Annotated in this window: 24 protein-coding genes; 10 read left to right on the plus strand and 14 right to left on the minus strand. The window is 35.2% G+C overall.

What is annotated here, in order from left to right:
* Positions 1-2: 2 nt before the first annotated feature.
* From NMK93_RS09660 to NMK93_RS09720, 13 genes are all read right to left on the minus strand, one after another.
* On the minus strand, positions 3-557 hold the full coding sequence (locus tag NMK93_RS09660; protein ID WP_254527010.1) for a hypothetical protein: 555 nt from the start codon (positions 555-557) through the stop codon (positions 3-5).
* A 6-nt stretch (positions 558-563) separates the two neighbouring features.
* The gene (locus NMK93_RS09665) at positions 564-962 is read right to left on the minus strand and encodes a hypothetical protein (protein WP_254527011.1); all 399 of its coding nucleotides are present in this window, start codon (positions 960-962) and stop codon (positions 564-566) included.
* The gene (locus NMK93_RS09670) at positions 959-1,285 is read right to left on the minus strand and encodes a hypothetical protein (protein ID WP_185216187.1); all 327 of its coding nucleotides are present in this window, start codon (positions 1,283-1,285) and stop codon (positions 959-961) included. The genes NMK93_RS09665 and NMK93_RS09670 overlap by 4 nt, the downstream gene beginning before the upstream one ends.
* Positions 1,278-1,724 carry a hypothetical protein gene (locus NMK93_RS09675; protein WP_254527012.1) on the minus strand — a complete coding sequence of 149 codons (447 nt, stop codon included), beginning with the start codon at positions 1,722-1,724 and terminating at the stop codon, positions 1,278-1,280. Before NMK93_RS09675 ends, NMK93_RS09670 begins: the two co-directional genes overlap by 8 nt.
* A gap of 12 nt (positions 1,725-1,736) precedes the next feature.
* Positions 1,737-2,588, minus strand: a complete 852-nt coding sequence (locus NMK93_RS09680; protein WP_254527013.1) for a hypothetical protein — start codon at positions 2,586-2,588, stop codon at positions 1,737-1,739.
* Positions 2,569-3,354, minus strand: a complete 786-nt coding sequence (locus NMK93_RS09685) for a hypothetical protein (RefSeq protein ID WP_254527014.1) — start codon at positions 3,352-3,354, stop codon at positions 2,569-2,571. Before NMK93_RS09685 ends, NMK93_RS09680 begins: the two co-directional genes overlap by 20 nt.
* 12 nt (positions 3,355-3,366) lie before the next feature.
* The gene (locus NMK93_RS09690; protein WP_254527015.1) at positions 3,367-3,624 is read right to left on the minus strand and encodes a hypothetical protein; all 258 of its coding nucleotides are present in this window, start codon (positions 3,622-3,624) and stop codon (positions 3,367-3,369) included.
* Between the two features lie 610 nt (positions 3,625-4,234).
* Positions 4,235-4,702 carry a hypothetical protein gene (locus NMK93_RS09695; RefSeq protein WP_254527016.1) on the minus strand — a complete coding sequence of 156 codons (468 nt, stop codon included), beginning with the start codon at positions 4,700-4,702 and terminating at the stop codon, positions 4,235-4,237.
* Positions 4,703-4,708: 6 nt separating this feature from the next.
* Positions 4,709-5,245, minus strand: coding sequence for an ERF family protein (locus NMK93_RS09700; protein WP_254527017.1), 537 nt, complete (start codon positions 5,243-5,245; stop codon positions 4,709-4,711).
* A 205-nt stretch (positions 5,246-5,450) separates the two neighbouring features.
* The gene (locus tag NMK93_RS09705) at positions 5,451-5,732 is read right to left on the minus strand and encodes a hypothetical protein (protein WP_254527018.1); all 282 of its coding nucleotides are present in this window, start codon (positions 5,730-5,732) and stop codon (positions 5,451-5,453) included.
* A gap of 152 nt (positions 5,733-5,884) precedes the next feature.
* Positions 5,885-6,157, minus strand: coding sequence for a hypothetical protein (locus NMK93_RS09710; protein ID WP_254527019.1), 273 nt, complete (start codon positions 6,155-6,157; stop codon positions 5,885-5,887).
* A gap of 299 nt (positions 6,158-6,456) precedes the next feature.
* On the minus strand, positions 6,457-7,299 hold the full coding sequence (locus tag NMK93_RS09715; RefSeq protein ID WP_254527020.1) for a phage antirepressor KilAC domain-containing protein: 843 nt from the start codon (positions 7,297-7,299) through the stop codon (positions 6,457-6,459).
* Entirely contained in the window at positions 7,299-7,502 is a 204-nt protein-coding gene (locus NMK93_RS09720; RefSeq protein WP_254527021.1) for a hypothetical protein, read from the minus strand. Before NMK93_RS09720 ends, NMK93_RS09715 begins: the two co-directional genes overlap by 1 nt.
* A gap of 181 nt (positions 7,503-7,683) precedes the next feature.
* On the opposite strand from NMK93_RS09720, the gene NMK93_RS09725 reads away from it, so the two are divergent.
* The 8 genes from NMK93_RS09725 (at position 7,684) to NMK93_RS09760 (ending at position 15,962) form a co-directional block, all read left to right on the plus strand.
* On the plus strand, positions 7,684-8,322 hold the full coding sequence (locus NMK93_RS09725) for an XRE family transcriptional regulator (protein ID WP_254527022.1): 639 nt from the start codon (positions 7,684-7,686) through the stop codon (positions 8,320-8,322).
* Between the two features lie 16 nt (positions 8,323-8,338).
* Positions 8,339-8,890, plus strand: coding sequence for a hypothetical protein (locus tag NMK93_RS09730; protein ID WP_254527023.1), 552 nt, complete (start codon positions 8,339-8,341; stop codon positions 8,888-8,890).
* A complete protein-coding gene (locus NMK93_RS09735; RefSeq protein ID WP_254527024.1) occupies positions 8,890-9,243 on the plus strand; it encodes a hypothetical protein in 354 nt (117 codons plus the stop codon). The genes NMK93_RS09730 and NMK93_RS09735 overlap by 1 nt, the downstream gene beginning before the upstream one ends.
* 1,237 nt (positions 9,244-10,480) lie before the next feature.
* Positions 10,481-13,366 carry a hypothetical protein gene (locus NMK93_RS09740; protein WP_254527025.1) on the plus strand — a complete coding sequence of 962 codons (2,886 nt, stop codon included), beginning with the start codon at positions 10,481-10,483 and terminating at the stop codon, positions 13,364-13,366.
* Between the two features lie 427 nt (positions 13,367-13,793).
* Positions 13,794-14,039 carry a hypothetical protein gene (locus tag NMK93_RS09745; RefSeq protein WP_185212063.1) on the plus strand — a complete coding sequence of 82 codons (246 nt, stop codon included), beginning with the start codon at positions 13,794-13,796 and terminating at the stop codon, positions 14,037-14,039.
* Entirely contained in the window at positions 14,039-14,761 is a 723-nt protein-coding gene (locus NMK93_RS09750; RefSeq protein WP_254527026.1) for a sugar-binding protein, read from the plus strand. Before NMK93_RS09745 ends, NMK93_RS09750 begins: the two co-directional genes overlap by 1 nt.
* A gap of 56 nt (positions 14,762-14,817) precedes the next feature.
* The gene (locus NMK93_RS09755; protein WP_254527027.1) at positions 14,818-15,537 is read left to right on the plus strand and encodes a DUF2071 domain-containing protein; all 720 of its coding nucleotides are present in this window, start codon (positions 14,818-14,820) and stop codon (positions 15,535-15,537) included.
* Positions 15,538-15,575: 38 nt separating this feature from the next.
* Positions 15,576-15,962 (plus strand): VOC family protein, encoded by a 387-nt coding sequence (locus NMK93_RS09760; protein ID WP_185216206.1) that lies wholly within the window; start codon positions 15,576-15,578, stop codon positions 15,960-15,962.
* Here NMK93_RS09760 and NMK93_RS09765 read toward each other — a convergent pair.
* Complete coding sequence (locus NMK93_RS09765) at positions 15,959-16,786, minus strand: glutaminyl-peptide cyclotransferase (protein ID WP_254527028.1); 828 nt, start codon at positions 16,784-16,786, stop codon at positions 15,959-15,961. The genes NMK93_RS09760 and NMK93_RS09765 overlap by 4 nt on opposite strands.
* Before the next feature lie 575 nt (positions 16,787-17,361).
* Here NMK93_RS09765 and NMK93_RS09770 point away from each other — a divergent pair.
* Positions 17,362-17,523 carry a hypothetical protein gene (locus NMK93_RS09770; protein ID WP_185212114.1) on the plus strand — a complete coding sequence of 54 codons (162 nt, stop codon included), beginning with the start codon at positions 17,362-17,364 and terminating at the stop codon, positions 17,521-17,523.
* Positions 17,524-17,577: 54 nt separating this feature from the next.
* On the plus strand, positions 17,578-19,191 hold the full coding sequence (locus NMK93_RS09775) for a hypothetical protein (protein ID WP_254527029.1): 1,614 nt from the start codon (positions 17,578-17,580) through the stop codon (positions 19,189-19,191).
* Positions 19,192-19,305: the final 114 nt, after the last annotated feature.

The raw sequence follows: 19,305 nt of genomic DNA on the forward strand, positions 1-19,305 counted from the left end.
ATTTAATCTTTTGTCACGTGAATAGACATTATCAACCCTACTTGGTGTTCGGGTCTAATCATCGTAGTTAACAGTATTGCTCCATTAGGTTTGGTGAATTCTAGTTTTAAATATTGTCCTTCTGTTTGAAACATTACATCTTGAACCTTTTTTAGTAATACAGCATTAAGTCCTAAAACATTAAGGCTGCTATTAGCTTTTTTAGGTATTACTTTTTCTATGTCAGGATATTTATCGTCATAGAATTCATGTGTAATGGTCATCATACCTTTTTTTGACTTGATGCCATTAGGGAGTATTTCAAACCAATCACACTTTTTCATAATTTGTAAATGGGATTTATGAAGAAGTTTACCATCTAGTATTTTGGCACATTCTTCATCAATATCATGAAGTGATAAATGTTGTTTTATAGCTACATGTGCATCAGTAGCATATACATATCCATTTTTAAAATACACACATTGCATTGCAGGTCTTAGGTCGTCATTACTGCAAATGGTTTCTAATTTGGTATCAAGGAAATTGCTTTTTCCTATATTCATTTTAATGTTCATAATTGTTTAATCTTTAAGTCTGGAAATAGAAAAGCCTTCACGAATAGCGAAGGCTGAATCATCAGTTATTTTGTTGTGGCAGTTCCTGCAGAGTGGAAGCCAATACTCAATCTTGTTAAGGTTTATTCCCCTGGATTTCATGTGATGGACATCAGTAGTTACATGAGTGCATCCATTTAATTTAGCTTTGCAGTAGGGGTTATCTTCTTTGAACTTCTTTGCAAGTTTGTAGTAAATCCTATCTTCCTTAATTCCCTTTTTGGATCGTTTGGGAATTGGGATATTTTTCTTTTGGATAGGCTTTTTAATGAAATTCTTGTTATAACAAAAAAGGCACATACGCTTACTGAATATGTACCTTTCATCTTTGCAGGATTCACAAATCTTTTTCTTTCGCTTTATCATGCCGAATCGATTTTAAACCTAAAATATTCTTCTCCTTTTTTTACCTTTATCTTTTTTACATTCCCCTCGGAGATCAACTTATCATTGATACCGTACTTCTTACAGATAATGTCCTGTGTAGGTTTAATAGGGTTATCCCAATCCGCTAAGGAGCTGGACAGTCCGAATTCAAAATCTATTCTGTAAGGTGGGGGAGGAAGTTGTATTTTACTTGGTAGGAGTAGGAGAGTATGCTTTTCGTATGCTTTGTATTTAGGAGTTTTAAACCGTTTACCCTGCCAAGCTTCGTTAACTGATAAAGGTTTAATATCAATCCTAATCATTTAGTTTTTCCTTTCCGAATAGTAATTCAATTGCTTCTTGTTGAGTTAGGGGTTTTGCGTATCTTGCTCTAAATGTATAGATACTAGAATCGTAGGAATTTTGAAACTTTACTACATAGTCGCCTCTAGAGTCTATAGAGGATAAAACACCTATAAAGTATTCATCTTCTTTAGTTACCCAAGCTTTGATAACATCCCCAACCTTTGGTTTTTCTTCGGGTTTGATACGGTATTCTATTCCATCAACAAAAGCTGGGTTCTTCAGTTCATCCCAAACACCTTCGTTCATCATGTCATATGTTTTATACTCAATCACCGCCCCATTCTTATGAGCTTCTTTTAGTTCAGCGAATTTATCTTCTTCTAATAAAGCCTGTTTTAGATTATCAATAGCTACCTCAAATTGAGATATGCTTTCTTTTACTAATTCCCTGTTCATTTTCTTAATTTTTTATTCGGTTAATAAATCTGTTATTTCTTGTTCCATTTCGATTAGGTTGTCGAAAAAGGTCTTTAGTGCAATACGTTCTGATTGGTTTTTTAAAGAGAATCGTATCTCGTTTTCAGATACTTCTTTCAGTACCGCTTTAGCTCCCTCAACCTTTCCAGGGTTTTCGCTCAATACTTTCCTCAAAAGGTCGATTACCTTTCTGTTCGATAGCCGTGTGTTAGGGTCTTTGATACTTTCGTTTTCCTTGTCCTTGATCGTGTCCAAAACTGCCTGATGGTACATTCCAAACTTTACTTCGTTGGAGTAGGAGACAAGCTTGAAATGTTCGTTAAGGAATCGGTACAGGTAGACAGCTGAAAAGGGGATGACCTTTGTGAGTTTGTACTTGGCGAATCCCTCTATCAAATGCAGCTTAGCGAGTACCTTTTGTTCCTCAATTGATGGAATTGGTTTTTCTTCTTCCTTATGCGATACCTGTTTTGCGATTTCCGCACGTTTTGCTGACGTGTAATGAGCTTTTAGGAATTTAATGACCGTGACTATAGAAAGACCAAGAAAGTCGCCGTATTCACCTAAAACACCTTTGTTAATCGCAATGGGAATTTCAAGCAATCTGATGTTAGGAACAGCCCGTTTGATTTCAAGCGCAATTCCGTCCATTAGGTGACTTCCCTTTTCTTCATTGGGGTTGAATCCCAAATCTTTTTGAGCCTTCAATATCGCAGGTAGGACAACTTTGTCAATCTCCAGTTCCTCAACATCACGAGCCATGGGGGAATCCAGCATTTCCACGCAAAGTTCAAATCTTTGAAGAGCCGTGTATTTTTCGATTTTAGTGAGCCCTGTTTCCATATTTTTTCATTATTACTTCCTGTGCGATCTGTTCGTGTGTCTTTTGTGGCGCATCCTTCGATTGGTTCTCTACCTTTGGTTTTCTTCCCTGCCGTATCTCCGATGTTATCCAGGAGTTGAAGTACCGTTTGAATTCCTGCTCGGTTTCTTCAATTTTTCCCGATCCGAGAATATAAAGTTCAAAGGCATCGAGCCATTCAAGGACATCGTGGACCAACAGGGAATTTTTCATTGCAATCGTGTTCAGCCACTCGGAATAACCGGCGCAACTTTCCTTTAATTTTTGTATCGGTTTTTTACCGAATTGATTTGAAGAAAAAGTGAGTGTGGTTTTTTCTATTTCATTCACTTTATTTTCTATTTCTATTTTACTTTCTATTTCTCTTTCTCTTTCACTTTCTAAAGGTGGGTTATTTTGGGTTTCCGAATTGGGTTTTTTGGGTTTTTCATCCTTTGGTGGTCTACCTCCTTTTTTGCCATTTTCCCTATTTGCTTTTTGCTTTCGTAATCGTGAATTGACTGAAATATGTGTATATTCATTGTCTTCAATTTCAAACTTTTCGGTTACAGATTTCCAGTCATCTTCATCAACTTTCATCCGTATTCTATTTTCGAAATGAGACTTCATAATCTTCATTGTTCCGCCATTGGAATACATCAAAAAAAGGCACTCTAAATAGATGTACCTTTGGATAGGGGAAAGCTCAAAAAAGGTATCACTAAACCACCAATCTTTAGGGTAAAAAGTGAATCCTAATTGTGACATAATTTTTTGCTTTTAAACAGACCTCCTTCTTGTCCAATCAGGTGCAGTATATCCTGCAAAAGTTAACCTTTGCTTTTCCACATCGACAATTGTCAATATTGATTGGAATCTATTTTCCTTGGCTTCATTTACCTTATCCAAAGCCATTTCCAGCGTCTTAAATCGGAATGGTGTAAGCTGTAGCTCGGGACAGGTCACTTTGTATGGTTTTTCACTGTCGATTTTATCAAACCGGGTGAAAACAGGTCTTGCTTTTGGTTTTACTGACATAATGATAATTCGTTTTCTAGTTCTTTAATTCGGTTAGTTATCTGTGTTCTTCTTGACTGAATGATATTAGAATCTTTCAAGTGCTTATCCCATATATCTATTAATGAATCATGTACTACCACAAGATCATCCTCGGTTATATGGTTGGGGCATACCGTTACGTTTGTCCATTTATTGTTGGATGTGCAGTCGAATTGATTTTCAGAAAATGCACGGTAGAAAACATGCAGATATGTTGGGGTTATGCTAATGTTTACTTCTCCTAATTTGAAACTAAGAGGTGAATTGATATTATCTATCAATGGTAGAAACCTAGTCTCTATCAATTGTATTATTTCCTTGATTTCCATTTTGGTTTAATTGGAATCGGGGATCTGATAATTAAGATATACAGCGCATATCCTTATTATATCCTCGATGTAGTCAGAAAATTGAGTTTTTGTTAAATCCTTTGTGGATGGAGTGTTAAGAATGGTTTTCCAGAACCTGTGAACCAAATCATAATGAGAAAACCTTTCTTTTTCCCATCCTGCGTAGAGTAGGGCAGTTGATGAATGTGGAATCACAACGCCCCAGTAATACGCATTGGCGTCTATGGAGCGTTTCTTCATTATTTAATGCTTACGGCCAATCCCATTTTGCCCTTTTGGATCGGAGGTTTTATCTCCACTCCGTTTTCATCAAATATTGGTTTTGTGATGGTTTTTAAAAACTTCTCACGTTCCTTTTTCTTTTTGTCCAATTCGGCAATTTGATTGGAAAGTTCATTCCATTCTTCATCGTCACACATTGAAAAATCATAAGAAACACCTGTCATTCGCTCAGTTATTTCGCAACCATATTTTTTGTAAACTTCTCCTTTACCTAGCCTGGTTTCCTGTTCAGCATATGGCCTGATAACCTTTTCAAGTTGAGTGAACAGTTCTTGGCCTTTCTTAGCTGTGATAAATAGCTTAAGCGCATCTGTAAAACCCTCAGATAGGTTTACCCTTGCCTGTTCTACCGTTTGGCTGATATAATCCTTGTTTAAGTCCAAAAGCTTAGATGGACTTACTTCGATTTCAAATTCTTGATTCATGATTAATTATTTTGAAGGTTTGTAATTCTTTTCTGCTGATTCCAATGTTTCCTTATAGGCTTTCTTCATTCTGAATTTATCATTGAGCTTTGAAAGCCATTTTTCACCCTTGTTAATAAGCGACAGATATCCATTGAATTGATCTTCAGTTAACCATGGTCTTGTGTCTTCAGGTTTGTCAACTTTATTTCCAGAAGCTTTATTTGCGTCATCATCTTCTTCTTGGATATTTAGCAATGCTTTAAGGGTATATCTTCGATAGTAAGTAATAGCTGAACCAATTTTTTGTGGATCTTGAGATTGGGGAAGTTCTAATGAGCTTTCAATTTTTTCGCCTGTATCGACATCAATAATCTGTGTCAATAATGTGTTCCCCTGAATAGGCTGTAGAACCATTAAATTTTGATTGTGGAACAACGGATTGGACAATTCAATCAATTGATTTATGTCAGCATACTTAGATTTGAAAAATGGATTATCTGCATCCTTTGTCAACTTTCCAATGTTCTTTTGGATTTCGAATAGTTTCTTATATATCTTCATATCTTTATCTACTTGTTATAATTACTTCATACTCACTTGCCCCAACATAAAGGGCATATAAAAAGAAAAAAGCCATTACAGCTATTGCAATGACTTGAAAATAGAATCGAAACATTTCTTTAGTTTCTTCATCTAAGTAGAACCACCAGTTCTGAACTGATCGGTCAATTCTTTTAAACAGTTTCATATTATCGTTTACGTTTGGTTACAATTTGATTTCCGGCAAATGGTTGTAGCTGTTTTGTATAAGCTCATTTATTCTTTTATGAGAATAATATTTACAGCTTCCTTTACCGTTCTGGCTGACAGGTTTTAAAAGACCTGATTTAATGTATTTCCTTATTCTGTTTTCCCCATATAGTTCACAGGCTTCCTTAAAAATCAATTGGGGTTTAGATGTTATTTTGTTCAGCTTTTCATCGGAAACCATAGATATTACTACAGCTCTAAGGTCTGATAGTGAAACTTGGATTACTTTATCTTCCATGATTGATAGATTTTAAAATGAAAAAGCCCGACTGTTACATCGGGCTGTGTTTGACATTTACGTTATTAGGCGGCTAAAAATGTCTTAAATCTGCCTTCCTTATTTGGAGAGCCGTAGGTGGAATCGAACCACCCATGAATCCAGTTTACGGCTTAAAATTTGTGTTGACGCTTAGAATCGTTTTGATAAACTCCGGATTGGTAGTAGATAGAACCATTGATGTTAACCTTACATCCTTCACTACAGGTAATGGAGTAATTAGGGGTATGAGGCACAATCTCTTGTTGCCCTGGTGACATTGTAATGCCGTTTAAAATTGCTTGTGATGATCCCTGGTTATGAATTACATCTACATCTTGGAATCCTTCTTTTGAACATGATGCCATAGCTACTACGGCAACTGCTAGTGTTAATATTCTTTTCATGCTGTTTCGTTGTTTTCAACTTATCAATATGGGGTACACACCTATATACAGCTTATTTATGCCCGTAGTACTATTTCAAACTTGAGGGTCTACTTCGATCCAAGTATAATGCTGATACTTTCAAACAGCTGGTCGGTGCTTTAAACCTGCACACGGTTTATAAAGAACTATTGTGTTGATCCCGACCAAGGTTTCGAGCCTTACTGCCTTTAGCTTATCGGGAAATTTTAAACATGGCTCACGCCTGAACAAGTGGTTTTAAAACTTGTAACTAATTGATTTTTAGATGTTGTAGTATTTTAGTTTTTGAATAATGAATGGATAAACTCACGTCCTTTTTCTGTCCAGCGCATTTCCGTTTTAGTCATTTGCTCGCCACGTGAATTGAAGTATTTGTGTGTGTATGTGTCCTCATAACCTTTCCCACGATAATTGGATCGTAGAAGCCATTTATCACCCTGTTTGTATTGAACACCTTTATCCTTAAGGATTTTATTCAACTTAATAGCTGTCAGACCTAATTCCATTGCTATTGAGTTAATAGTTATTTGAGAATTAGAAGTTAAAACATCATCGTAATATTCAGCCTTAGGCTTTACGATATTGAAATATTGTTGGGCCGTTTGAAGTTGAGCTTCTTGTCTTTGTGTTTTATTCCTTAATTCTTTTAATTGGGTAGCCATTTGAATGATCATATCTGGATTTGATAGCATATCTTCAATTGTTTGCGGTGTAGCAGTAATGCCTACAGATAGAAGTTCTTTAATTCGATCATTGCACCATAATTTGAAGTCTACTGAAAGCCATTGAGCATATTCTAATGCTACTTCTTCATGCATCCATGTGCCTTGTTGAATTAATCCTGGTGTTCCGCCTTTTACAACAATTAATAAAGAAGGATAAAGTTTTGCTAACTCACTGGTATTCAACGAAGTCTTAATTTCGCCCATCGGCTTAATTCCTCTTGCTTTTGCTAAGGCATGAATGAAATCATGCGTTTCAGCATTATCAAACCATTGTTTTGGCTCTTTTCCTTTAAAAGGTTTTGCCATATTGTTGGCATTAACATAAGCAGTTCCTTTTTCATTTCTAAAAGTAACCTCGTTACCTTGGTAAGAAAATAATTTTGTTAGTTGGTTCATTACGCTGTCCTGCCAATAAATGATTTGCCATTGTCCTTCCAAACGATATATTCTCGATCTGGAAATTCTTTTGATAGTTCTAGTTTTAAGTTCTTAGCATAACCGTGATTATTAACTAAAATGTATTGGTCAATACTTAATAATCTTACAGTTTTTCTGACAGGTTCAATTATTCCTTTTGCTTTTGGCGGTATTCCTGTCATAATAATGTCATTAACCATGTTATTCAATTGCTTTATATTACTAAATATTACAATATATGACAGAAAGTGTTATTTTTGCATTGCATTTAAAAAATAAATCTTACTATCACTTACACAAAGTAAGGGTAATATATCCGTATTTGCAAGTAATAGTAAGTTAAAAACTTACACATTTTTACATATGTCTGATTATCAGGGAGATAAATTTCAGAAAAAACTTACAGAGTTAGGTATTTCTGCTACAGAAGCTGCAAAAAGAATAGAAATTAGCAGGGATACGATTCATAAATGGTTTAAAAAAGAACAATTGGACCACAAGCAGATTGTAAAAATTACAAAAGGATTGGGATTGTCTCAGGATGAAATATGGGGTGATGACCTTAGTAAGCCTAATGCTAAACCGGCAAGATTTTTAGGCGATGGCACTCCAAATATGTGGGTGGTTCCTATTAAAGCACAAGGAGGGTTTCTTGAAGGTTACGGAGATTCTGTTTTGCTAGAACAGAATATAGAGAAAGTCTATTTTCCATTTATTGGTCAAGAGTGTTTTGCATTTGAAATAGACGGGTTAAGTATGTTGACAGAATATGTTCCTGGAGAATACTTTGTAGGAACTCCGATCGAGAATTTCAATCATTTAGTAAAGGGTAGAGTATATGTATTCCAAACTATCGATGGGATCATAATTAAAGAATTTGTTAAGATCGAGGACGATTATATCCATTTAAGATCGCAAAATGAAGATTATAATCCAGTTAAACCAATATACCTTAAAGATATTAAACGCGTGTACCAGCGTGAAATGGTAATTAAAAACTAAGACCAATAAATAAATTATGGAAATAATAATATCCTGGATAATACTATCTTTTGTTGTTGGAGCTGTCGCCTCTAATAGAACAACAGGTTTTTTGGGTGGTTTTCTTATTTCTCTTTTACTTTCTCCATTAATAGGTATTATTATTACCCTTGCTTCAAAAAGAAAAGACACAATCGCATTTGAAAAAGCCTTATTGGAAAAGAATGAATATAAAAATAATGTAAATTATATTGATGAGTTATTTAAGCTTAAATCCTTGTTGGATTCTGGGGCTATAACTAATGAACTTTACGAATCAGAAAAACTAAGGTTAGATAGGAATAGAGTAGAAGTAAGGAATTTATATTTTTTCGATTCTAAAGGAAGGACATTTACAATACATGTTAATAATAGGGGTAAGTCAATTAAAGTAAAAAATAGCATTGCAAATGCTGAAAGATTCACAATAAACGAAAGTGAATTCATATTGACAGTTATTCCGAGTAATATTTTTTTAAGTAACAGGTCTTTTAAATTGAATGCTCCTGATATAGAAAACACATATGATCTTGCAGATATAATTAAATAATGAAAAAAATTTTATTAATTCTAACGCTATCATTTACATTCCTGTCATGCAGTAAGGATGAAGCGCAGGTTGATGATCAAACTATTATTGGAAATTGGGTAGATGTTAATGGAGATAAATGGGTTTATTTAAATCTTAAGTCAAACGGAAATTTTGAATTTTCAATTTGTAGTTCTAGAAATGAAGACAATGAATGTCTCGCAACTGGTAAATATATTTATTCTAATAAATCACTTGCTTTAAAGGCTGGGTATAAGGATTTTGTTTTCGATGTTGATTTAATATCTTCAAATGAATTAACAATTACTGACACAGATAATTATTTCAAAACTATTTCTTACAAGAGGAAGTAATTATTTTTTGAATTATTTGTGTGGCATATTGAAAATAGAAATAGATGGAGGGCGCACACCCTCTCTTTGGTATTTTTTGAGATCAATATGTCTTAATTTTAAATATAGATAGGTGACGAAACAAACCTTTATAATAAATCAAATGAATTTACCAAAATGTTTTATGAATGAAATTTTGTTTTATGAATGTTTTATGAAGATTTTTTAATCGACATAACTGATTGAAAAATAGACTTTTATAAAGGTGTTAGATAGGGTTCGAATCCCTCTCTCTCCGCCAAAGAAACAAAGCCCAACGTTAGTTGGGTTTTGTTGTTTCAGGACAGCCTTGCCAAACTTGTTTGAGCAAAGGCAGTCCTGAAACAACAAAAGGCCCGCGGAGCGAGGCCCTTTGTTACTGTGAAGCCTCCCCCCAAAGGGAAGGTTCAGGGTTTGCGTGCGTGCCCAGTGGGGCTGAACCAATCCCTTTGAGCTACGGGATCCTACCGGAATCCCTAAGAGCTAAAGAATCCTGATTGAGTTCCTTGCCAAACTTGTTTGAGCAAAGGCAGTCCTGAACAACAAAAGGCCCGCGGAGCGAGGCCCTTTGTTACTGTGAAGCCTCCCCCCAAAGGGAAGGTTCAGGGTTTGCGTGCGTGCCCAGTGGGGCTGAACCAATCCCTTTGAGCTACGGGATCCTACCGGAATCCCTAAGAGCTAAAGAATCCTGATTGAGTTCCTTGGCAAACTTGTTTGAGCAAAGGCAGTCCTGAAACAACAAAAGGCCCGCGGAGCGAGGCCCTTTGTTTCTGTGAAGCCTCCCCCCAAAGGGAAGGTTCAGGGTTTGCGTGCGGGCCCAGTGGGGCTGAACCAATCCCTATGAGCAACGGGATCCTTTGAGCTAAAGAATCCAGATAGTGTCCCTTTGAGCTACTTGTTCATATTAATGTCCCTATTAGCTATAAGTCCCTACCGCAATCCCATTAACCTTAAGAATCTTTCTCTTTTTCCCTTAAAATCTCCAACCACCTTACCCATTAGCAAATAATTTTTCAGGTTTCAATATGGTTTCCCGTAAAATCTTTTACTGTTTATCAATTAATTTTGAATCAACAGACCGACTTATTATTAATCATTACCCTTAGACTGACAAAATTTGGCCGTCTGCGAAATTACATTTGTGAAATAGTTCCAAAAAAGTGAATCTGAACTAATACATGGCTTTTGCCATGCAACCAATCTATTATTATTAACTGAAATGAAACAGAAATTTAAAAATCTCTATGCTGACTATCCAGATCTAATTAACATCCGCTCAGTTGAAATCTGTGAAGTAGATGATAATGACATTCCTAATGGCTCCGGTGGAATAAATAGGGAAGGATATACCTATGGTCAATTGAGGCATCAGCCCATCATTAACGAATTGTTAGAGAATATCAGCAATCATAAATTGGCCGAGTTAGCCCAAAAGTGCAATGCTCGAAATGCAAACACTCCCTTTGAAATGTTCAAAATTGATGGAGAGTACTGTTTTTGGGGATTACGGATTTCCCCTGTGGTCAGAACTCCAGATGAAGCGCAATTACGCGAAATACTTGCTTCCAATGAAAATACAGCCAAAGCCTTAGCGGATAGGAGTGTTACTGCGGCTATGATCCGTGAAGTAACTTATGACTTGCTCAGGCAGGAAGTAGCCCATGTCTGTGGCATGACGGTAAGAGAAGCTTCACTAGCGATTGGCAATCAGCTTGATTGTGCACCTCATGAAGACCCAAGTGGATATATTTTTATGGTCCCTAACTGGGCACACAACTGGTTTAGGCATGATGGCTATGTTTCGAAGATGCTGAAGGTATTAAATAACGATAACGGTTTGGTTGATAATTCTTTTTCCGAAGTAATGGATAAATTACTCAGTGAATGTGAAATTAATCAGACCCAGTATACTCGATCTGATATTGTTGAATACCTAAATAGTTCCAATCTTCTTCAAAAGCGTTTATATGAAGATTCGAGTTTTATGCAAGCATATCAGTCTTATTATAAAACATTAAGTATCTACAAAAAGAAGAATGCGGATAAATATTTCGTTAATAATTTCATCTCTAAGCCATTAAGCCAAGATGGCAGTCTGATTGTAGCAGAACAGAGCTTGACTTTTGATACGGTAAAAAATTCTGCAGAAAGCCTTAAGGTATTAGGTGAAATGATAAACCTATCATTTGAGGACGAGATAAGAGAAACGTTAGACATTTTCAAAAATAATTTTGAGAAAATAGAATTACCTAAAGAATCTTGGTTCTCCATCACTGGCGCGAGTAACGTGAAGAAATTTACGCAAAGGGCTACAGAAGTATATTCAATCTATACCAATATTCTGGAAGAATACCATTTTGCTAAATTTTCCATTTTACAATCCATCAATGAATATTCTCAATTAAGGATTCAGTTAAGCTTTGACAGGGAAGATTTAATTTGCGTCCTAAAAGATGTGTATGGCGAGAAAATCTATGATTCATACCCACAATTATTCAATTTCAATCAAATTGAATGGTTGGATGTAGAGAACATGTTTAACGATTTGGACACGCAATTTGAAAAGATTCAAGGTAAATACGATGCGTTTTTAGATCAGGCAGATAAAAATCTACAAAAGGTAAAAGACCAATTAGATTCATCACTTTCAAATGTTGTTGATAAGATGGTCTATTCCAAGCTAAAGCAAAAGCATATTGGAAAGGAGGTTGGCAAAGTTGCGATGAAAGTATTAGAAAACTTTTCAAATACAAGGGCCCTATCTAAGGAGAAATGTTTGGAAATTAAGAAGGATATTGAGTTTATGAAACTTTCCTTTGCTCCAGATTATCAAAAGATCCTGGTTGATTTGGGGAGGTTATTTGAGGTTTACACCAATATTCGCGAGGTATTTATTCCTTTGGCAGAGTGTTATGGAAGGTATTTCAACAATATTTTAGGAGGTGAATTAAAGAGTTTACTGAACAAATATGGAGAATTTAAGCAGTCTCCGGTTTTTAAGGAAAGAGAAAGACTTGTTTTATCAAGGCGTGCGAATGAGTTGGATGTCTTAGAACATCATAAAAGCATTGGAAATCTAGAAAAGCTTTTAGATGACGAAAGGGCATATCTTGAAAATGAGGTTAAGCCGTTATATGAAAGGTTGTTGAATATTCAGCCAACCAAACCAGGAATGATTTCAAAGATCTTGTCTTTGGGTTTAAATACGGCAGTATATGATCATGTATTTGCTAAATGGTCTACTTTTTTCGAACCATACGAGGCTGAATTTAATTCAAGTACAAATGAAATTGAAAAATTAAAAAAGGACATTTCATATTATAAGGGTCGTATCGTTGATTTAGAAAAAGAAAATGTCAACATAGCAAAGTCAATTGAGGGTTTTTCAGAGGAAGTTAAAGAGTATTTTAAAGAAAACAATATGGACGCTGTTTTAACAGATATTAATCCAGCGAATATCAATACTGTTTTAAAGATTTCGAAGGATATTTTAGAAAAAGGACTTCGGGACAATTTATTGAACCCAGCAGAATACCTAAGTAACCTGACCTTCGTTAAGGCAGTTAAAGGGGCTGAAAGCTATGATGAGAGCAAATTAGTGTCTAGGAAAATTTCGAATGCAGCCAATAAAGTACTTGATACGGTTGCCTTATTAGACAACGTACGTAAGAAATTCATAGATGGAGTTTCAACAGGAATGGAAAAAGGTTCTTTTGATGTGAATGAAACTAAATTGATTTCGGATCAAATGGATTCTTTTATTACCAAAACGAATTTTCTGCAATTGCGTGATGAGGATTCCATTAAAGAAAGGATGAGCGGTTATTTAGAGAAATTGATGATTGAAAACTTTCCGGACAAACCATACCTTGCTGATTTATCAGGTAAAATGGTCGGAATAATCGCGGAGCAAGCAAAAAGTATGGTTCGTCGATTAAAGTATTTGGATGAAATTAAAGCCCTGAAAGCTCTAAATAAAAGCAATGATGAAATTTTAGAAAAACTCAATCAGGATTTAATGCAGCATACTAACGATGCAATTACGTCCGATCTCAACGAAAGGGATCAGTTAATTAATCAAATCAAGCAAAGTTTAACCATTTAGTATTTTTGTCATGTTTATTAATATTTGTGTAGGCATTTTAGCATATATCATCTTTATCTTTTTATTCAGTAAAAGGCAAAATGCCTTAGCTGTCAAAAACGAGTTCGGATTAACAAGTTTAAAGAATGTCAATCAAGCCTACTTTCTCAACATACTTTTTGTTCTGTTCATACTAGGATATTCTTATTATGTGTTAACGCATCAGTCTGGATGGTCCATGTATGTCATGTTAGGTTTAAATGTAATAACCTATTTCATAGGATTTGTGGTTGATCCTGATGAAGCCGAAAAGGAACCGGAAAATTAAAAATGAATGAACAGCTCTCTAAATAGGAGGGCTGTTTTTTTATAGACTGATCATAAGATTAACATTCTTTCCCTCCAATTTTTCTATATTCGTTAAACTAAAAATCAATTTCCCAAATCTATGAACCAAAATAAATATTCCCAATTGACGGACGAACAGCTCCTACAAGAGCAAAAGAAATTAAAGTCAACCAATCTGATCAATGCACTTTTGATCGGGGCGGCGGTAGGTGTTGCAGCCTACAGCTTCTATAATAAAGGGTTCAGCTTTTTTACGTTATTCCCATTATTATTTGTCTATTGGTTTGTGAAATCCAAAAATAGCACAAAGGAATTAGAGGACGAGATCAAATCAAGAAATCTATAATGCCTAAAAGACCAATATCTTTTCTATTTCCTTTCATCCTTCTGACCGGATTGTTTAGCCTTCCCAAAGCTACTATAGCGCAATCTTCTGAAATCCCATTAATTCCATTCAAAAAAAACCATTCCACCTCTATAGATGGGAATCTAACCGACTGGAATAATCAAAGAAATCTATTCACCGTAGATCAATTTATATCTCCTTGGGGAAATCAAAACTTTGGGAAGACGATCTTTAAGGCATTTCATGATGGGTCCTATTTCTATTTCTATTTTGATATCAAGGATAATAAGGTTGTAGAAAAGAAATTTGAGAAAGAAGAAGATGTAGGTAGAGGCGATAGAGGAGAGATATTCTTATCAGTAGATCTTGGTTTAAAAGAATATTACTGTTTTGAAATATCCCCAAGTGCCAAGGTTTTAGACTATAGGGCAAGCCATTATAGAAAGTTTGACTATGGATGGGATTTAGAAAGTTTAGAAGTTAAGTCAAAAATAAAACCTGATGGCTACATTTTGGAAGGTAAGATTCCTATGGATTTCATTAAAAGTATAATGGATTCAAGTTCCGGGCAATCAGTATATTTAAGCTTATTCAGAGGCGAATTTGATAGTCTGGAATGGAATGAGAAATCAATCAATTGGATATCTTGGATTAGACCCACTAGTATAAAGCCAGATTTCCATATTCCATCAGCATTCAAAAAGGTACAATTTGGAAAGTAATGAAATTTGTAATTTACTCATAAAAATTTTAACAATAAAGACTCTAGCATTTCCCGATGAATATACCAAAGATCCATGGGTTTATAGAAAGAAGGATATTAGTCAATTATACTGCAGATCCTACAGTCGTTAGCGGAATCTTGCCAGCTCCATTTACGCCAAAATTATATAAAGGAAAAGCAATTGTAGGCATCTGCTTGATCCGGCTCAAATCTATCAAGCCGAAAGGTTTTCCTAAATTATTTGGAGTTAGTTCTGAAAATGCAGCCCATCGTTTTGCTGTAGAATGGACAGATGAATCCGGCCAAATTTGTGAAGGGGTCTATATTCCCAGAAGAGATACCAGTCTCTATTTGAACACTTTAGTAGGAGGTAGGTTTTTTCCTGGAAAACATAACTTTGCAAACTTCAATATTCGAGAATCTAATGCTAATTATCACCTAGATGCGCTCAGTTCCGATCAGAATCATATCCAAATCGACGCCAGGAGAACCTCAGAGTTTCCATTAGGTTCAATATTCGACAACATTGACGAGGTATCCCAGTTCTTTGAAAAAGGATCCATTGGTTATTCACCAAATGGAAAATCATTCGATGGACTAAAATTAAACACCTATAATTGGGAGATAAGTCCATTAGAAGTACAAAACATAAAATCGACTTATTTTGATGATAAAAACCGCTTTCCTGAAGGCTCTATCCAATTTGACCATGCCGTAATAATGTTAAATATCGAACATGAATGGCAATCTATGAAATCAATTTCCTGTCTTTAATTGTTCTTGCTATATAGCGTTTGGTAATGCAGATAAATATGAAACTAGATCCTATTGTCGCTGTGCAAGATGTACAGAAGAGTGCCGTTTGGTATGAAAGGTTATTAAACCTCCATAACAGTCATGGTGGCGAGAATTTCGCTGTATTGCAAGATTCTTCGGGTGAAACCATTATATGCCTACATCAATGGGCTGAACATCATCATCCTAGCATGGAAAACCCAGACCTTGCACATGGAAATGGCTTAATCTTATATTTTAAGACCAAGGATTACCAAGGGATTTACGATACAGCAAAAGAAATGCAGATTGAGATGATTGAAGATCTTCATAGAAATATGAATTCCAAAAAAATGGAATTTTCATTTTATGATCTCGATGGGTATTACATTAGTATCACTGAAGACCATAATTATGAAGGTTAATTGATCCTTATCTTAAATATCAAAGGCCAGTTTTTTCCAGTAACAAACATAAATTTATTCATAGGATCCCAGGCAATCCCATTCAACACCTTTTCAGGGTCAGGTTGAAAACTCTTGTCGTAAAGTTGTAAGATCCCTTCAAAACTTATTTTTCCTGCCACATAGCCTGTTTTCGGGTCTATTTTATAAATGTAATCAGACCCCCATTGGTTAGCGAAAATATAACCTTCCACATATTCCAATTCATTCAGGCTATCGACTGACCCCATATTATCTAGTACCTTTAATTCTTTGATGATTGCCATGTTTTCCGGATTAAGGTAGTACAACGTGGAGGAACCATCACTTAATATCAAGGAGGTAGAATCATGTGTCAATCCCCAGCCTTCTTTCTGCCAGCTATGTGTGCCGCTGGGCTGCTTTAAATTGTCCAGATCAAATTGATAGATTTTATTGTTCATGTAAGTCAATTGATAAAGCTTATTGTTCAGTATGGTTATTCCTTCACCGAACACTTCATTCTCATAGTTTCCCTTGAGTACTTCAACTTTTGCCGTTGAAGTATCAATTTTGTTGATTCGGGTATGCCTTTCAAGACCTGTCCCTTCAATTAGACTTCCTTGGTCTAAAACAAAGCCTTGGGTAAAAGCTGAAGTATCGTGGTCTAGTGTTCCAATTATCTGATAGGTGAGAGGTATAGCTTCCGGAATAGGGCTTTGCGTGGAATTTTGACTAGCTTGAATAGGTTCTGTTTTAGTTCCCTGTTGACAAGAATAGAGTAGGGACAAACTTATAATATTCAGAAAAATAATATTCTTATTCATCGTGATTAATTGCATTCTTAGTTACTAATATAGTTAAAGCGGCTGAAATTATACATGTTCAAACATGTATTTTACTCCTTTTCAATAAAATAAAACCAGACGTTAATATTAGTATCCAATAAGTCCAAAAATCTTTTTTTTCATGATTAGCTAATCTTGCGCTCATCTGCTTAAAATCTTGCTTAAAACAGTTGAAAATCCTGTTTTTTAAAACACAGTTTAAAGCCGTTAAACGAAGATATTTTTCTGTTTTTTATCGATTTTCGATATACAAAAAATTTAATAAATTGAAGTCAACATTAAGCTGATTGCTAACTAAATCATATTAGCTACTTTTTTTACACGCTAATTTCGTGTAGGCCATGGGCTACAAAAAATAATTAACAGCACTAAATAGATACTATTGATTTCAGGTAATCGAAATCCTGTGTATTTTTGTAGACCATAATTTTATGGCACACAACTATTAAAAAATTAATAAAAAGGCATACAAAATTGCGGCTAAATCTTAACTGATAGGAAAAATTGTTTTTTCTTTTTGGTTTTGAGTCTAGACCGTAATGGAGGTTAAAGAAATGAAAAAGCACTACAAAACTCCCCATGTTCATTTAGTTAAAGTACAGATGGAAGTGGACATCGCATTGGGGTCTGCAAAAGTATATCCTCAAAATGGTAACAATGTGGTCCAAGACCAATGGACTGAAGAGGATGATGATAATAGAAATATCGATTGGTAATAATAAAAATTGATTAAGAAATAGAACATGAATAATATCAAAAATAAAATCAGTATGAAATTTAGTATTGGATTCTTGGCAGTCCTCATGCTTAGTTTTGGATCTTGTAAGAGGTCTGATGATCCAGTTGGGGGCAATGGAGAAGCAAAACTTAATGTTCAGATTGATGGGATTTCTTTTGAAGAGGACAATATTGACTTCGATAAGAAAAGCAGCACCAAAGGCTCTGTTGCATCTGGGCTCGTAAAAGATACCTCATTGGTTTATGATGATTTTGTAGTGGACGTGAAAATGTCCCAAGACAATGATAGATCAAATAGAACAGTGAGTAACCAAACTACTTACCGTGGTTCTGATGCTAATATGGCAGCAGCAGTAACGAAAACTACTCCACTGACCAAAGGTACCAAATATAGATTGGTAGCCTTTAATGCAGATGGTACTTTTAATCAAGCAAAGGATTATACCTATGGTAGTGAAGCTTCAGCAGGTGCGATGAGCTTAGATGCTGGTAAAAAATATACTTTTGTTGCTTATTCGATCAACAGCGCAAATGATGAATTACCTAAATTAATCTACACCAATGGCGTTACAACATTTGCAAATGCAAAATTGGTTGACGTATCTAAAGATTTAATGGTCTTTATTGTTAAAGATAAACAACTGACCTATGGTGACAATAAATTAGGGGTAATCCTAAAACATAGATTCAGCATGATTACTACCCGATTAACGATGGATTCAAAAATGACAGGCTCTATCAAGACCTTGACCAACACAACCATCGGAAAAGTGGATGCTAGTGCTACCTTTAATTTCAATGGCGAAACAATCGCTTACAAAAATGACCAAAATACATTTGCAGCAATCAATTTCCCTGTTTTGGGAACCGGATTAAGGGACGTTACTAGTTTTCCTACCTTGATTATCAACCCTGCATCTACCAACAAAACATTGAATTTTGGCATTATTAAAATTGATGATGAAACCAAGACAAACTTTTCGATCGCTAATATTAAGGTAAATCCTGGATGTAAGTATAACCTGAATCTGAACTTCAGAACCTGTACCCAGGAAGTGAAATTGGCGAATGATGCTTTAAACTGGAAATTTCCTGAAACTGGTGACCGTAAGGGTTGTTATGATCCAAATTCAGGTAAAGTTTGGAAAAATGGAGAATTATTGACGAGAGAATTCACTGCTCCTGCTTCAAATTACGGCTTTACATTTGATATCACCCAATTGGACAATGCCATAAATATGGAAGTTAATGGAGTTCAGATCTTAACTGATCCTAAAGAAGGCCAGATTCAATTCCAAACTTACGATAACACAGCAAATGGTGAAGGAATCATTACTCGTAACATTCAATTTGCTGATGGAACGGAACATGGTAAAGGTGGCATTCCGGATATTTGGAACCTTAGAGGAACTGATGCTACTCCAATGATTAGAATCATTATCAGTAAAACAGGTGAAGTGACCATGTTAGGTAGCAAAACAAACAATGGACCATTAGTTCAAATGGTTTTAAAAGGTTCTTTGAAATTCAACAACGTGCCTTGGAAAACTTCTGGAACGAATAGCGTAAAGGTTACTCAAAAAGTATCCAATACAACTTTTGTTGTAGGTAGAGGTTACGGTCAAGCTAAAATTGCTTGTAAATAAAAATTAAAAGATTAATTTTTTTATAAACATAATTTGTAGGAAAAAGCCTGAGAAATCAGGCTTTTTTTATGTATTCAACTTTGTAGCATCTTGATAAATTTAATCGTTTAGTTA

It is taken from the genome of Sphingobacterium sp. LZ7M1 (genome assembly GCF_024296865.1).
In the GTDB taxonomy this organism is placed as follows: Bacteria; Bacteroidota; Bacteroidia; order Sphingobacteriales; family Sphingobacteriaceae; genus Sphingobacterium.